Below are 14375 nucleotides of genomic sequence, written 5' to 3' on the forward strand. Positions count from 1 at the left end.
AAAGATTTTTAAATATTTTTTAATTAAGTACATATTTTTTTATTTAAGATCTAGTTGATTTAATACTTATTTTTATAAATGAAAATATTTATAATTGTCCATTATCAATTTTCAATTGTTATAAATCTTATTCTTAGGTATACAGGAGGGGTAAAATGAATTACAAAAGGCAAAGTTATGGTAGATATAATAATAAGTATAAAATAAATAATAAAAATAATTCCCTAACTAAATATTCAAAGATTGGAATAACATTTTTAATTATAATATTATTGGTGATTTTATTTGAAAAGAATTTTTTAATACACAATTATAATCATCAAAGTAGTTTTAGGACTAGCCTTTATTTTAAGGTAATAAATAGTAGTATATCCTCCTTTGGTGCTTCTTCAAACAATTTAGTAAGAGAAGAGGACAAGGGTATATCTGCTTTTAATATTCTACAAATAATTAAAGATGAATTTGGTTTTTTAAATAAAAATAAGAATAAAAATTTCAGCGAGAATACAGTAGATGAGAGCAAGGATGCTTTCATTGAAGATTTTAATATAGATTCTTTTAACTTAAAGGAAAATGATATCAATAAAAAAGATATCAAAAATGTTAGTGAAGAAGATAAAATGAAAAATGCCAATAAGAGGATATTGATTTATCATACTCATACTTGTGAAGCTTATTCACCAGGAGAAGCTTCTAAGAAAGACCCTAGTAACAACATAGTAGCAGTAGGAGATGCATTGACAGCGGAATTAGAAAAACGTGGGTTTGCAGTTATACATGACAAGACTTTTCATGATACTGTTTATGATGATTCGTATTATAAATCTCGTGAAACTTTAAAAAGATATTTAAATCAATATAAAGATTTCGATTTGATTATAGACATGCATAGGGATTCTGGTCCTAGAAAAGAGTCCGTCACCGGAAATGTAAATGGGGAACCAGTAGCAAAAATAATGTTTGTACCCGCTACTGCTAATCCTAGATATAAAAATCAATTAGTAAAAATGAATAGCATAGTTAACATTGCAAGCAAGTCATTTCCAGACTTATTAAGAGGAAGACCTATATTTGATACTTATACTACAGGAATAACTTATTATAGTCAGGATTTAAGTGACAATGCGGTTTTAGTTGAGGTAGGTGCTAGCACAAACACATTAAGTGAAGCAAAAACTAGCATGAAATATTTGGGACAGATTATTGGAGAGGCTTTAAAATAATCGTAATCATATTTAAAAATACCTAATAGTTTCTAGATTATATTCTTAGTTATACTTTATCACCATAACTCATAGATAATATACTATCTTTGAGTTTTCTTTTTGTTTAAGGCATATTCAAAAAATAAACAAGTCAGTATGCTAGACTATTTTGTGCCATACTGCGTCAGCAGAACCCATTGATAGCTCTACTATCAAATGAACCTGCTTCCTTGTCTGACGCAAAATAGTCGTCACATCTTTGACTTGTTATTTATTTTCATATGCCTAAAATAATTTCAAATAAAATATACTCATAATCTTTAATTAATTATTTTTTAGATGTCTTATTTGTATAAAAAAAGTAAAAAAAGTACATCCTTATGACATGGGGAGGTGCTTTTTATGGATAAAAAATATAGAAAGATAGTATGCTTAGCTATAGCAATTTTAATATTAGGAGTTTTAGCTGTTAATATAAATTCATCAAATATTGTTAAAGAAAAAAGTTCTTTTAAAGTTTATGTAAAAGATAATCCGCCCAAAATAGTTTTAGATTTAGGGAAAAAACATATAGTATTAAATACTGAGATATTCTATAATTTTAAAAATGGAGCAGAGCTTATTATAAGCAATACTGTTGAAAAAATAATATCTTTGTCTAGATCATAGAGGTTTTAGAATAATAACGTAATCAAGTAGAAACAAAGGGTTTTTATTGACAAAGTTCCTAAATTATATGATATAATTTAATCTGACTAATTATGTACAAAGATATAAAATATATAATTAAATTAAGGTGTTTGAAGTAAAATAAATAGTTAAAGATGAAAGGTTTATTTTGTGTCAGATATGTTGGCAGGTTATGCTTATAATGGTGCTAGCAGCGATTATGTGGACGAAATATGACACAAGATAAATATAGATTGATTAGTTATTTATTTGTTGATACCTAAGGTACAATTTGAAGTTTTGATTAAATAACTATGAATGTATTTTACTTAAAGGTAATGACAAATTGTAAAGAACTAAAAATCTTTTATAGTAGAAAGTGGATCTACGATTATTTACATTAGTCTTATTGTGGTAATTGTATTCATGTTATAAAAAAGTTAATCAAAACTTATTAAATATAACTTTAATATAGCCATTATCGTAAACGGGGGTAAAAATTAATGCAAAGTAATAGACAAAAAAATATAAGAAACTTTTCTATAGTTGCACATATAGATCACGGTAAATCTACCTTAGCAGATAGACTTTTAGAGAAAACTGGTACTTTAACAGAGAGAGAAATGGAATCGCAAATACTAGACAATATGGAACTTGAAAAAGAAAGAGGAATTACAATTAAAGCTCAAGCTGCAAGACTTGTATATAAAAGAGAAGTAGATGGACAAGAGTACATATTAAATCTAATTGATACTCCGGGGCATGTAGACTTTAATTATGAAGTTTCCAGAAGTTTAGCTGCCTGTGAGGGAGCAGTGTTAGTAGTAGATGCTACCCAAGGTATTCAAGCTCAAACATTGGCAAACTGTTATTTAGCATTAGATCATAATCTTGAAATTGCACCAGTAATAAACAAGATTGATCTTCCAAGTGCAAGACCAGATGAAATTAAACAAGAAATAGAGGATGTAATAGGAATAGAAGCTCATGATGCACCGCTTATTTCTGCTAAGACAGGACTTAATATAGAAGATGTTTTAGAGACAGTAGTAAAAAAGGTACCAGCGCCAAATGGAGACGAGGAAGCTCCATTAAAAGCCTTAATATTTGATTCATATTATGATAGTTATAAAGGCGTTGTTACATATATAAGAGTTATGGATGGTATTGTTAAACCAGGAACGAAAATAAAACTTATGAATACTAATAAAGTTTATGATGTTACTGAAGTTGGTGTGTTTACACCGGCACCAATGCCGATTACAGAACTAAGAGCAGGTGAAGTTGGATATTTAAGTGCTTCAATAAAAAATGTTGGAGATGCTAGAGCAGGAGATACAATTACAGAAGCTAATAGACCTGCAGAAGAAGCACTTGAAGGTTATAGACCTGCAATACCAATGGTTTTTAGTGGAATTTATCCTGTAGATGGATCAAAATATGAAGCTTTAAAAGAGGCGCTAGAAAAATTGCAACTAAATGATGCTGCATTATCATTTGAACCAGAGACTTCTATAGCACTGGGATTTGGATTTAGATGTGGTTTCTTAGGGCTTCTACATATGGAGATTATTCAAGAGCGAATAGAGAGAGAATTTAACTTGGATATTATAACTACAGCACCTTCTGTTATTTATAAAGTAGTAAAAACTGATGGAACTCTTATAGAAATAACAAATCCAACTAATCTTCCAGAACCATCAGAAATAAGTTATATGGAAGAGCCTATGGTTAAAACTTCTATAATTGCACCCTCAGATTATGTTGGAGCAATAATGGAACTCTGCCAAGATAAGAGAGGTATATTCATTGATATGCAATATATTGAAGAAACAAGGGTAGTTATAAATTATGATATGCCTTTAAATGAGATAGTTTATGATTTCTTTGATGCATTAAAATCTAGGACTAGAGGATATGCTTCTTTTGACTATGAATTAAAAGGATATAAGGAAACTAAACTTGTTAAGTTAGATATAATGTTAAATGGAGATGTGGTAGACGCCTTATCAATGATAGTACCACAGGAAAGAGCTTATTATAGAGGAAGAGCTATGGCTGAAAAGCTTAAAGAGATTATTCCTAGACAATTATTTGAAATTCCTATACAGGCTACTGTAGGTTCAAAAATCATAGCAAGGGAAACTGTAAAAGCTATGAGAAAAGATGTACTTGCAAAATGCTATGGTGGAGACATTTCAAGAAAGAAAAAACTTTTAGAAAAACAAAAGCAAGGAAAGAAAAGAATGAGACAAATTGGTAGCGTAGAAGTACCACAAGAAGCATTTATGGCCGTGTTAAAAATAGATTAGTAAAAAGTGAGGATCAGATTATGAATAAGGTAGCATTATATATTCATATTCCATTTTGTAAAAACAAATGTTTTTATTGTGACTTTGCTTCTTTTAGTGGCAATGAAGGATATATGCTTGATTATGCTAAAGCCTTATCTAAAGAAATTGACAACATAAGCAGTGACAATATTATAAAAACAATATTTATAGGTGGGGGAACTCCCACCTATTTATCTTTAGAAGGCTTTAAGATACTAAAAGAAAGTATAGATAAACTAAATATTCATAAGGATGTAGAATTTACTGTAGAAGGAAATCCAGGAACTTTTACAAAAGAAAAACTAGAGTTTCTAAAAACCATGGGGGTTAATAGATTAAGTATAGGACTTCAAGCTTGGCAGAATAATTTATTAAAAACTTTAGGAAGAATTCATACTGTAGAAGAATTTAAAGAAAGTTATTTAATGGCAAGACAATTAGGTTTTGATAATATTAATATAGATTTAATGTTTGGACTTCCAAATCAAAATCTTAAAATGTGGGAGGAAACTCTTGAAGAAGTAGCATCATTAGATCCAGATCACTTATCTTGCTATAGTTTAATTATTGAAGAAGGAACTCCGTTTTTTAATCTTTATAAAAATAAAAAATTAAATTTACCTAATGAAGATATTGAACGGCAAATGTACTCTACTACTTTAAAAACTTTGAGGAAATATGGTTATAACCAATATGAAATTTCTAATTTTTCTAAGGAAAATAAAGAATGTAAACATAATTTAGTATATTGGAATTTAAATCCTTATATTGGTTGTGGTGTTGCTGCTCATTCTTACATAGATAATGTAAGATATTCAAATACTGAAAATATAAAAGATTATATAGAGAGAATGAATAAATATAATAGCCCACTAGTATATAAAAATGAAAATACATTAGAAGAAAATATAGAAGAATTCATGTTTTTGGGTCTTAGAAAAATTTGTGGGATTAAAAAAGAAGAGTTTAAGAAAAGATTTTCACAAAACATACATAGTATTTATGGAGAAGTTATTGACAAGTATAAATCTTTAAATATGTTATGTGAAACTGAGGAAAGAATATTTTTAAATGAAAGGGGAATAGAGGTATCTAATATAATTATGTCTGAATTTTTACTAGAAAAATCATAAAGGGTATTGACAATTAAAAATTTAAATGATATTTTAAAAATGTAGTGATTAGCACTCAATAATAGAGAGTGCTAATAAAGAGGTGATAACATGAAGATTGATGATAGAAAAATTTATATACTTCAGGCTATTATCAATGACTACATTATCTATGGAGAGCCTGTAGGATCAAGAACTATTGCTAAAAAGTATGATTTAGGAATTAGTTCAGCTACTATAAGAAATGAAATGGCAGATTTAGAGGAAATGGGATATTTAGAACAATTACATACCTCTTCAGGGAGAAAACCTTCAGATAAGGGGTATAGGCTGTATGTAGATAGACTTATGAAATTATCCTCTTTAACTCAAGAAGAAGAAAGTGCCATAAAAAATTATTTAGTAGATTTAGCTTTTAGTGAAATTGACAAAATTGTAAAAGGTGCAACTCAAATTCTTTCAGAACTTACAAATTTAACATCTATTGTGAAGGCACCATCGGTTAAAAAAAGTTTTGTTAAATATATACAGTTAATTAGCCTAGATAAGAATAGTATTTTATCTACAATTATCACGGATAGTGGTTTGATAAAGCATAATGTTATTAGAGTTAGTAATCCAATTGACAATAATTCATTATTCAAAATAAATAATATTTTAAATATAAGATTAAGAGATATTTCTGTAGAAAAAATTAATTTAGAATTATTAATTAATCTAAAAAAAGATCTACATGGAAATGAAGAAATATTCGATGCTATACTTCCTGTACTTTATGAAAGTTTAGTGAATACTGAAAATAATGAGGTTTATATAGAAGGAAGCACAAATATTTTTAATTATCCCGAGTACAATAATATTGATAAAGCAAAGGAATTTTTAGTGTTAGTTAATAATTCTGAAAGTATCAGTAATATTCTTGAAAATGATGAAGGTGAATTATCTATAAAAATTGGGCGAGAGAATTTTATGGAATGTGCTAAAGATTGCAGTATAATAACTGCAACATATAGTTATAATGGCAATTCACTAGGAACTATAGGGGTTATAGGGCCTACTAGAATTCCCTATGGCAAGGTAATTGCAGTCCTTAATAGCATAGTTAATGAACTAAATATTAATATATCAAAAAAATACAACGGTTTTAAGTAAAATCGTTGTATTATAATAGCTTTGGAATGGAGGAATGGGAAGTGCAAAATATAGATGAAGACCTGAAGAATAAAAAAATGGAAGAGGCTTTAGAAAATAATGAAGAAGTTGATAATGTGGAAGAGACTTTAGAAGAATCTGAAATAAATGAGGATAAAGAGTTTGAAGACATATCATCACCAGAACTTTATGATGTAAAAGCTTTAAAAGAAGAAAATGAAAGTCTAAAACAAGAATTATCATCATTAAAAGATAGAATTTTAAGATTAACTGCTGAATATGATAACTATAGGAAAAGAACAATAAAAGAAAAAGAGAACATTTACGTAGATGCTTGCGAAGATGTTCTAAAGGAAATGTTCCCTGTTCTAGATAATCTTGAACGTGCACTAGGTGTTAGTGGAAGTGAAGAAGATCTAAAAAAGGGAATAGAGATGACTGTTAAGCAATTTAGTACTTCATTTGAAAAATTAGGGATAGAGGAAGTTGCTACAGACGTTGAATTCGATCCTAATCTTCATAATGCTGTTATGCATATAGAAGATGAGAATTTCGGAAAAAATCAAATTGCAGAAGTTTTCTTAAAAGGATATAAAAAAGGAAATAAAGTATTAAGATATAGTATGGTAAAAGTTGCAAATTAACATTTAGGAGGTAAATACAATGGGAAAAATAATAGGTATTGATTTAGGTACAACAAATTCATGTGTGGCTGTTATGGAAGGTGGAGAACCAGTTATAATTCCAAATGCGGAAGGTGCAAGAACTACTCCTTCAGTAGTATCCTTTTTAGCAGATGGAGAAAGATTAGTAGGTCAAGTAGCAAAAAGACAAGCGATCACAAATCCAGATAAAACAATAATGTCAATAAAAAGATATATGGGAACTAACCATAAAGTTAAAATAGATGGAAAAGAATATACTCCTCAAGAAATATCAGCAATGGTTCTTCAAAAGATTAAAGCTGATGCAGAGGCATATTTAGGAGAAACAGTAACAGAAGCGGTTATAACTGTTCCAGCGTATTTTAATGACAGTGAAAGACAAGCAACTAAAGATGCAGGTAGAATTGCAGGTTTAGATGTTAAAAGAATAATCAATGAGCCAACAGCGGCATCACTTGCTTATGGTCTTGATAAAATGGATAAAAGTCAAAAAATATTCGTTTATGACTTAGGCGGTGGTACTTTTGACGTATCTATACTAGAACTTGGAGATGGAGTATTTGAGGTTAAGTCTACAAATGGAGATACAAAACTTGGTGGAGATGACTTTGACCAAAAAGTTATAGATTATATAGCAAATACTTTTAAAGCAGAGAATGGTATAGACTTAAGAACTGATAAAATGGCACTTCAAAGATTAAAAGAAGCTGCTGAAAAAGCTAAGATTGAATTATCTTCATCAACTCAAACAAATATCAATTTACCATTTATAACTGCAGATGCTACAGGTCCAAAACATATAGATTTAAACTTAACAAGAGCTAAGTTTAATGAATTAACTCATGACCTAGTACAAAGAACAATAGAGCCAATGAGAAAAGCACTACAAGATGCAGGATTAAGTATAAATGAAATAGATAAAATTGTATTAGTAGGTGGATCAACAAGAATTCCTGCTATACAAGAAGCAGTTAAAAACTTTACAGGAAAAGAACCTTCAAAAGGAGTTAACCCAGATGAATGTGTTGCAGCAGGTGCAGCAATACAAGCAGGTGTATTAACAGGAGATGTTAAGGATGTACTACTATTAGACGTTAGTCCATTAACTTTAGGAATTGAAACTTTAGGAGGAGTTGCTACTGCTTTAATTGAGAGAAATACTACAATTCCAACTAAGAAAAGTCAAGTATTCTCTACAGCTCAAGATGGTCAAACATCTGTTGAAATTCACGTTGTTCAAGGTGAAAGACAAATGGCAGCTGATAATAAAACTCTAGGAAGATTTACATTATCAGGAATAGCACCAGCTCCAAGAGGAATTCCTCAAATAGAAGTTACTTTTGATATAGATGCTAATGGTATAGTTAATGTTACAGCTAAGGATAAAGGAACAGGAAAAGAAGCAAACATTACAATTACTGCTTCTACTAATTTAAGTGAAGATGAAATTCAAAATGCAGTAAATGAAGCAGAAAGATTTGCTGAAGAAGATAAGAAGAGAAAAGAAAATATAGAAGTTAAGAATAATGCTGATCAAGTGTCATATCAAACTGAAAAAACTTTAAATGAATTAGGTGATAAAGTATCAGCTGAAGATAAAGCTTCAATAAATGAAAAATTAGAAGCTTTAAATAAAGTTAAAGATGGAGAAGATCTAGAAGCTATTAAAAAAGCTACAGAAGAATTAACTCAAGCATTCTATGCTGTATCTTCTAAGATTTATCAAGCAGAAGCTGCACAAGGTCAAGGACCACAAGACCCACAAGACCCAAATAACATGGGACAAAATGGACCAGAAGATGATAATGTAGTTGATGCTGATTACAAAGTAGATTAATTATTTTAATTAAGGGATGGGTATAAACGCCCCTCCCTTAATTTAGCTAAACTTATGCAATAATCTATTAAATTGATAATTTTAAATAATACACAATGAAATATGAAACTAATTTTACTTAAATAGTTTTATTAAGACATTGTGTTAAGATGGTATGCCTTTTACTTATTCTATATTAAAGGCAACTTATTTACTTTTAAAAAAAAGTCAAATTGAAGTTTCTCTAAAAATGAGAAATGTTCATAATAGTGAATTGTACATTAATTAAATATTAGTAGCATATTTTAGGAATTATACATAATAAACTAATAGAAGTTGAATTTATGCTAAAGATGTTTTATAGTATAAAACAGAGTATAATAGGTGGTGAAAGAATTAATGGCAAATAAGGATTATTATGAGGTTTTAGGTGTAGATAAGAATGCTAGCGAAGATGATATAAAAAGAGCTTTTAAAAAATCAGCATTAAAATATCACCCTGATAGAAACCCAGGAGATAAAGAATCAGAAGAAAAATTTAAGGAAGTAAATGAAGCGTACCAAGTACTATCTGATGCAGAAAAGAGACAAAGATATGACCAATTTGGAACTGCTGATTTTAATGGTCAAGGTTTTGGAGGCTTTGACTTTAATGGAGGCGGCTTTGATTTTGGTGATATTTTCAGTGATATATTTGGAGGCGGTTTTGGCGGCTTTGGTGGAGGAAATAGAAAAAATGCTCCAAGAAAAGGTGCTGACCTTGAATATAATTTAAATTTAACCTTTGAAGAGGCCGTATTTGGAGTAGAAAAAGAAATTTCTGTAACAAGAAGAGAAAGTTGTGAGACATGTAATGGTACAGGTGCAAGCCCAGGAACATCTGCTAAGACTTGTACTAAATGTAATGGTTCAGGTCAAATAAGAGTACAAAGACAAACTCCAATAGGGGTTATTGCTTCAACTACTACTTGTGATGCATGTAGAGGTAAGGGGCAAATAATTGATGAGCCATGTACATCATGCCATGGTAGTGGCAAAGAAAGAAAAACTAGAAAAATAACTGTTAATATACCAGCTGGTGTAGATAGCGGTAATGTTATGCCTTTAAGAGCACAAGGAGAGGCAGGAGAAAATGGAGGACCATCAGGAGATTTATATATAAATTTAAGAGTTGCACCACATAAAACCTTTAAGAGACAAGGTTTTGATATTCATATAGAAACCCGTATTAGTTTTGCTAATGCAGCATTAGGTGTTGAAATTACAGTTCCAACTGTTGATGGTGATGTTAAATATAAAATACCAGCAGGAACTCAGCCAGGAACTATATTTAGGCTAAAGGGAAAAGGTGTACCTAGAGTTAATTCCGCAGGACGTGGTGATCAATATGTTAAGGTTATAGTAGATGTTCCAAAGCAATTGAACGACAAACAAGTAGAGGCACTTAAAATGTTTATGGAAGCCAGTGGAGAATATACAGAGGAAACTGGAGAAACTAAGAAAAAATTTAATTTATTTGGAAATAAAAAATAAATTATTAGAAACTTCACTTTAAAAGTGGGGTTTCTTTATTTTTATACTTTTGTTAAAAAAATAATTGATTATAAAATTTAAAAAGGTTAAAAATTATGATAGTATATAATAATGATACTAAATTTCGTTGAGAAAAAATAGAATTTATATAAAGTGTCTAAAGTGAAATAACTAGTCAAAGATGTAGTAAATATTTTGTGTCAGATAAGGAGATATAACTTAATCATAGTGGTGATATGTTATTGTAGTATTATGCAAAATAGATTAGTATATTGAGTAGTTATTTTTGAATATGAATAATTTTAATTGGAGGAATAATAATGGATAAGGATTGGATAGAGGTAACAGTAGTTACAAGTAGTGAAGCAACAGAAGCGGTATCAGGCTTTTTCTACAATACTGGAGTAAAAGGTGTATCTATAATTGATTCAGAAGATGTAGAATTTAAAAAAAGAAACCCTGGAGACTGGGACTATTTTGATGAAACCATACTAGATATAAAAACAGGGGCAATAGTTAAAGGATATTTTAAGAAAGATGAGAATTTTGATGAATATCTAGAGTACATAAAAGAAAGTGTTGAAAAACTTCCTGAGTTTGGATTTGATAAGGGTGAAGGTGTAGTTACCGCTGCTAAAGTTAATGAAGAAGAATGGGAAAACAATTGGAAAAAATACTATAAGCCTACAAAGATAGGAGATAAAATAATTGTCAAACCTATTTGGGAAAATTATGAGCCTAAAGATAATGATGTAATAGTAGAATTAGATCCGGGAATGGCTTTTGGGACTGGTACTCATGAAACTACAAGAATGTGTATTAAATCATTAGAAAAATATGTTGATAAAAATAGTGTAGTTTTTGATATAGGAACAGGTTCGGGAATATTATCTATTTCTGCTTCAAAATTAGGAGCAGAAAAAGTCATAGCTGTAGACTTAGATCCTGTAGCGGTAGATTCTGCTAGAAAAAATGTGTCGTACAATCACATAGATAATGTGGAGGTTCTTCATGGCGATTTAATGGAAGTTGTTGAAGGAAAAGCAGATATAGTAGCAGCAAATATTATAGCTGACGTTATAATATTTTTAGCAGAAGATGTTAAAGAGTTTATAAAGAGAGAAGGATATTTTATTTCTTCAGGAATAATTCTATCAAGACAGGAAGACGTTATTAATAAGTTAAAATCTTGCGGATTTGAGATTTTAGAAGTAATTAATGATGGTGAATGGGCTTGTATAGTATCAAAAGCGTAATTCAAAGGGAGAAGATATAAATGCATAAGTTTTTTGTATCTAAGGATAACATAGTGGGAAATAAATGCACCATTGAAGGTGATGATGTTAAACATATATATAAAGTTTTAAGACTTAAAGAGGGCGAAAAAATTAGTATTAATAACTGTGAAGGTAAAGAGTATGTAGGAAAGCTTATTGATATTAATAAAAAAGAAGTTATTATTGATATACTTGAAGAGATAGAGCTAAACAATGAAAGTGATATTAAAGTTCATCTTTTTCAAGGGATGCCCAAATCTACAAAAATGGATTTAATTGTTCAAAAGAACACTGAACTTGGAATTAGAAGCATAACTCCAATAATTACAGAAAGAGTTGTAGTTAAAAATGATTCAGAGTTTAAAAAGGTAGATAGATGGAATAGAATAGCTCTTGAAGCTTGCAAGCAGAGTAAAAGAAGTTTAATTCCTAATATAAACACACCTATAGAGTTTGAAGAGCTTCTAATAAAAATAAAAGATATGGATTTAGTAGTAGTCCCTTATGAAAATAAGGAAGAGAATGGAATTAAAAAATTAATCAACGATGTAACAAATACTCAAATTAAAAATATTGCTATTATTATAGGTCCAGAAGGAGGCTTCGAGGAAGAAGAAATTTTAAAACTTGAAGAAGTAGGAGCGTATATTGTAACTTTAGGACCAAGAATTTTAAGAACTGAAACAGCAGGTTTTGTAGCCTTGAGCCTTCTTATGTATGAGCTAGGAGATTTAGGAGGAAATATATAATGAAAGTTGCTTTTTCTACATTAGGATGTAGAGTTAATGTATATGAATCAGAGGCTATGGCAGAAAAGTTTATAAAAGATGGATATGAGATAACTAACTTTGAAGAATTTTCAGATGTATATGTTATAAATACTTGTACTGTGACTAATATGGGAGATAAGAAGTCAAGGCAAATGATTTCTAGAGCAAGAAGAAAAAATCCTGAGGCTATAATTGCTGTTGTAGGATGTTATTCTCAAATAGCTTCTGACGAAATTTCTAAAATTGAAGGTGTTGATGTAGTTTTAGGTACTAGAAACAAGGGAGATATTGTTTACTATGTAAATAGAGCTAGAGAAGAAAAGAAACAATTTGTAGAGGTAAGTGATGTACTTAGAAATAAAAATTTTGAAGAATTGGATATAGAGGAGTATCAAGATAAAACTCGTGCTTTCTTAAAAATACAAGATGGATGTAACAAATTCTGCTCCTATTGTTTAATTCCCTTTGCCAGAGGTGCTGTTTGTAGTAAAGACCCTAAAAAACTATTAAAGGAAGTTCGTGAACTTTCTCAAAATGGATTTAAAGAAATAATATTATCTGGAGTACATACAGCTTCTTATGGAGTAGATTTAGAAGGTGATTGGTCTTTAGTAAAAGTATTAGAAGAAATAAATAAAGTAGAAGGAATTGAAAGAATAAGAATAGGTTCTATTGATCCTACCTTTTTTTCAGAAGGGGTCATAGAAAAAATAATTACTTTAGAAAAAATGTGTCCTCATTTCCATTTATCACTTCAAAGTGGATGTGATGCTACTTTAAAAAGAATGAACAGACACTACACTATAGAGGATTATAAAACTGTAGTTGAAAATCTTAGAAAATATATAAGTGATGTATCTATAACTACAGATATTATTGCAGGTTTTCCAGGGGAAAGTGAAAAAGATTTTAATGAAACATATAAATTTTTAAGTGAGATGAAGCTTTCAAAAATGCACATTTTTAAATACAGTCCAAGAAAAGGTACAAAGGCAGCAGAAATGATGCTTCAAGTAGATGGCAATATAAAAGAACAAAGAAGTGAATCACTGATTACTTTAGCAGAAAAATTAGAAAATGAATTTATGAATAAATTTATAGGACGTACAATGAAAGTGTTATATGAGGAAGAAAGTAAAGAATTAACTAATCACTATGTAGGATATACTCCAAACTATATTAAGGTTATTACAAAAAGTGATGAAAATTTACAAGGAAAAATAGTAGAAACTAGACTTAAAGAAGTTAATAAAGGATATATTTTAGGTGAAATATAATAAATTTAATTATAATAAAGGTTTATTTATCTTATTATAATTACTTAATTTATTTCTAATGAATTTTCTTGAAGGAAAAATATTGTTTTTGTAGAATAATATTTTAGTAAAACAAAAATAATAACTTTATTGTTGTTCATTGGCAATTAAATCAAATTGGAGGTGAGAAAATGAGTGATTGTATATTTTGCAAGATAATTAACGGGGAAATACCTTGCAATAAGGTTTATGAAGATGATAAAGTGCTTGCTTTTAAGGATATAAATCCAGAAGCACCAATTCATGTACTTTTAATTCCTAAAATCCATATAGCTAGTATTAATGATTTAAATCACCAAAATTCCCATCTTATTTCACATATATTTTTAACAATACAAAATATTGCAAAAGAGCTAGGAATAGATGAGAGTGGTTATAGAGTTGTAACTAATACAGGAAAAGATGGTGGGCAAACAGTAAATCATATACATTTCCACATCTTAGCTGGAAGAAATTTAAAGTGGCCACCAGGCTAAAGAAAAAATAATGAAAATCTTGACAGTAAGCGAAATTATATTGTATAATTA

General features: G+C 29.4%; 12 protein-coding genes. All 12 read left to right on the top strand.

Annotated features, from left to right (window positions below; genetic code table 11):
* The first annotated feature begins 155 nt into the window (after nucleotides 1-155).
* The 12 genes from ACWPW7_RS11160 to ACWPW7_RS11215 all read left to right on the top strand — a co-directional run bounded on the left by ACWPW7_RS11160 (nucleotide 156) and on the right by ACWPW7_RS11215 (nucleotide 14324).
* On the top strand, nucleotides 156-1223 hold the full coding sequence (locus ACWPW7_RS11160) for a stage II sporulation protein P (protein ID WP_454053558.1): 1068 nt from the start codon (nucleotides 156-158) through the stop codon (nucleotides 1221-1223).
* Between the two features lie 384 nt (nucleotides 1224-1607).
* Nucleotides 1608-1874 carry a hypothetical protein gene (locus ACWPW7_RS11165; RefSeq protein WP_291560376.1) on the top strand — a complete coding sequence of 89 codons (267 nt, stop codon included), beginning with the start codon at nucleotides 1608-1610 and terminating at the stop codon, nucleotides 1872-1874.
* Between the two features lie 503 nt (nucleotides 1875-2377).
* Nucleotides 2378-4186 carry a translation elongation factor 4 gene (gene lepA, locus ACWPW7_RS11170; RefSeq protein ID WP_291560379.1) on the top strand — a complete coding sequence of 603 codons (1809 nt, stop codon included), beginning with the start codon at nucleotides 2378-2380 and terminating at the stop codon, nucleotides 4184-4186.
* A 17-nt stretch (nucleotides 4187-4203) separates the two neighbouring features.
* Nucleotides 4204-5340 (top strand): radical SAM family heme chaperone HemW, encoded by a 1137-nt coding sequence (hemW, locus tag ACWPW7_RS11175; protein WP_454055500.1) that lies wholly within the window; start codon nucleotides 4204-4206, stop codon nucleotides 5338-5340.
* A gap of 90 nt (nucleotides 5341-5430) precedes the next feature.
* Complete coding sequence (gene hrcA / locus ACWPW7_RS11180) at nucleotides 5431-6471, top strand: heat-inducible transcriptional repressor HrcA (RefSeq protein ID WP_291560382.1); 1041 nt, start codon at nucleotides 5431-5433, stop codon at nucleotides 6469-6471.
* Nucleotides 6472-6497: 26 nt separating this feature from the next.
* The gene (gene grpE, locus ACWPW7_RS11185; RefSeq protein ID WP_454053559.1) at nucleotides 6498-7115 is read left to right on the top strand and encodes a nucleotide exchange factor GrpE; all 618 of its coding nucleotides are present in this window, start codon (nucleotides 6498-6500) and stop codon (nucleotides 7113-7115) included.
* Between the two features lie 19 nt (nucleotides 7116-7134).
* The gene (dnaK, locus tag ACWPW7_RS11190) at nucleotides 7135-8973 is read left to right on the top strand and encodes a molecular chaperone DnaK (protein ID WP_454053560.1); all 1839 of its coding nucleotides are present in this window, start codon (nucleotides 7135-7137) and stop codon (nucleotides 8971-8973) included.
* A 378-nt stretch (nucleotides 8974-9351) separates the two neighbouring features.
* Complete coding sequence (gene dnaJ / locus ACWPW7_RS11195; protein ID WP_454053561.1) at nucleotides 9352-10485, top strand: molecular chaperone DnaJ; 1134 nt, start codon at nucleotides 9352-9354, stop codon at nucleotides 10483-10485.
* Between the two features lie 320 nt (nucleotides 10486-10805).
* On the top strand, nucleotides 10806-11741 hold the full coding sequence (gene prmA / locus ACWPW7_RS11200) for a 50S ribosomal protein L11 methyltransferase (protein WP_454053562.1): 936 nt from the start codon (nucleotides 10806-10808) through the stop codon (nucleotides 11739-11741).
* 20 nt (nucleotides 11742-11761) lie between these two features.
* Nucleotides 11762-12511 (top strand): 16S rRNA (uracil(1498)-N(3))-methyltransferase, encoded by a 750-nt coding sequence (locus tag ACWPW7_RS11205; RefSeq protein ID WP_454053563.1) that lies wholly within the window; start codon nucleotides 11762-11764, stop codon nucleotides 12509-12511.
* On the top strand, nucleotides 12511-13809 hold the full coding sequence (gene mtaB, locus ACWPW7_RS11210; protein WP_454053564.1) for a tRNA (N(6)-L-threonylcarbamoyladenosine(37)-C(2))-methylthiotransferase MtaB: 1299 nt from the start codon (nucleotides 12511-12513) through the stop codon (nucleotides 13807-13809). Before ACWPW7_RS11205 ends, mtaB begins: the two co-directional genes overlap by 1 nt.
* A 170-nt stretch (nucleotides 13810-13979) precedes the next feature.
* Entirely contained in the window at nucleotides 13980-14324 is a 345-nt protein-coding gene (locus ACWPW7_RS11215) for a histidine triad nucleotide-binding protein (RefSeq protein WP_454053565.1), read from the top strand.
* The last annotated feature ends 51 nt before the right edge of the window (nucleotides 14325-14375 follow it).

This window comes from Clostridium sp. Marseille-Q7071 (assembly GCF_965112025.1).

Coding starts and splice junctions, on each gene's coding strand:
- ACWPW7_RS11160 (WP_454053558.1), top strand. CDS start 156: ATGAATTACAAAAGGCAAAGTTATGGTAGATATAATAATAAGTATAAA.
- ACWPW7_RS11165 (WP_291560376.1), top strand. CDS start 1,608: ATGGATAAAAAATATAGAAAGATAGTATGCTTAGCTATAGCAATTTTA.
- lepA (WP_291560379.1), top strand. CDS start 2,378: ATGCAAAGTAATAGACAAAAAAATATAAGAAACTTTTCTATAGTTGCA.
- hrcA (WP_291560382.1), top strand. CDS start 5,431: ATGAAGATTGATGATAGAAAAATTTATATACTTCAGGCTATTATCAAT.
- grpE (WP_454053559.1), top strand. CDS start 6,498: ATGGAGGAATGGGAAGTGCAAAATATAGATGAAGACCTGAAGAATAAA.
- dnaK (WP_454053560.1), top strand. CDS start 7,135: ATGGGAAAAATAATAGGTATTGATTTAGGTACAACAAATTCATGTGTG.
- dnaJ (WP_454053561.1), top strand. CDS start 9,352: ATGGCAAATAAGGATTATTATGAGGTTTTAGGTGTAGATAAGAATGCT.
- prmA (WP_454053562.1), top strand. CDS start 10,806: ATGGATAAGGATTGGATAGAGGTAACAGTAGTTACAAGTAGTGAAGCA.
- ACWPW7_RS11205 (WP_454053563.1), top strand. CDS start 11,762: ATGCATAAGTTTTTTGTATCTAAGGATAACATAGTGGGAAATAAATGC.
- mtaB (WP_454053564.1), top strand. CDS start 12,511: ATGAAAGTTGCTTTTTCTACATTAGGATGTAGAGTTAATGTATATGAA.
- ACWPW7_RS11215 (WP_454053565.1), top strand. CDS start 13,980: ATGAGTGATTGTATATTTTGCAAGATAATTAACGGGGAAATACCTTGC.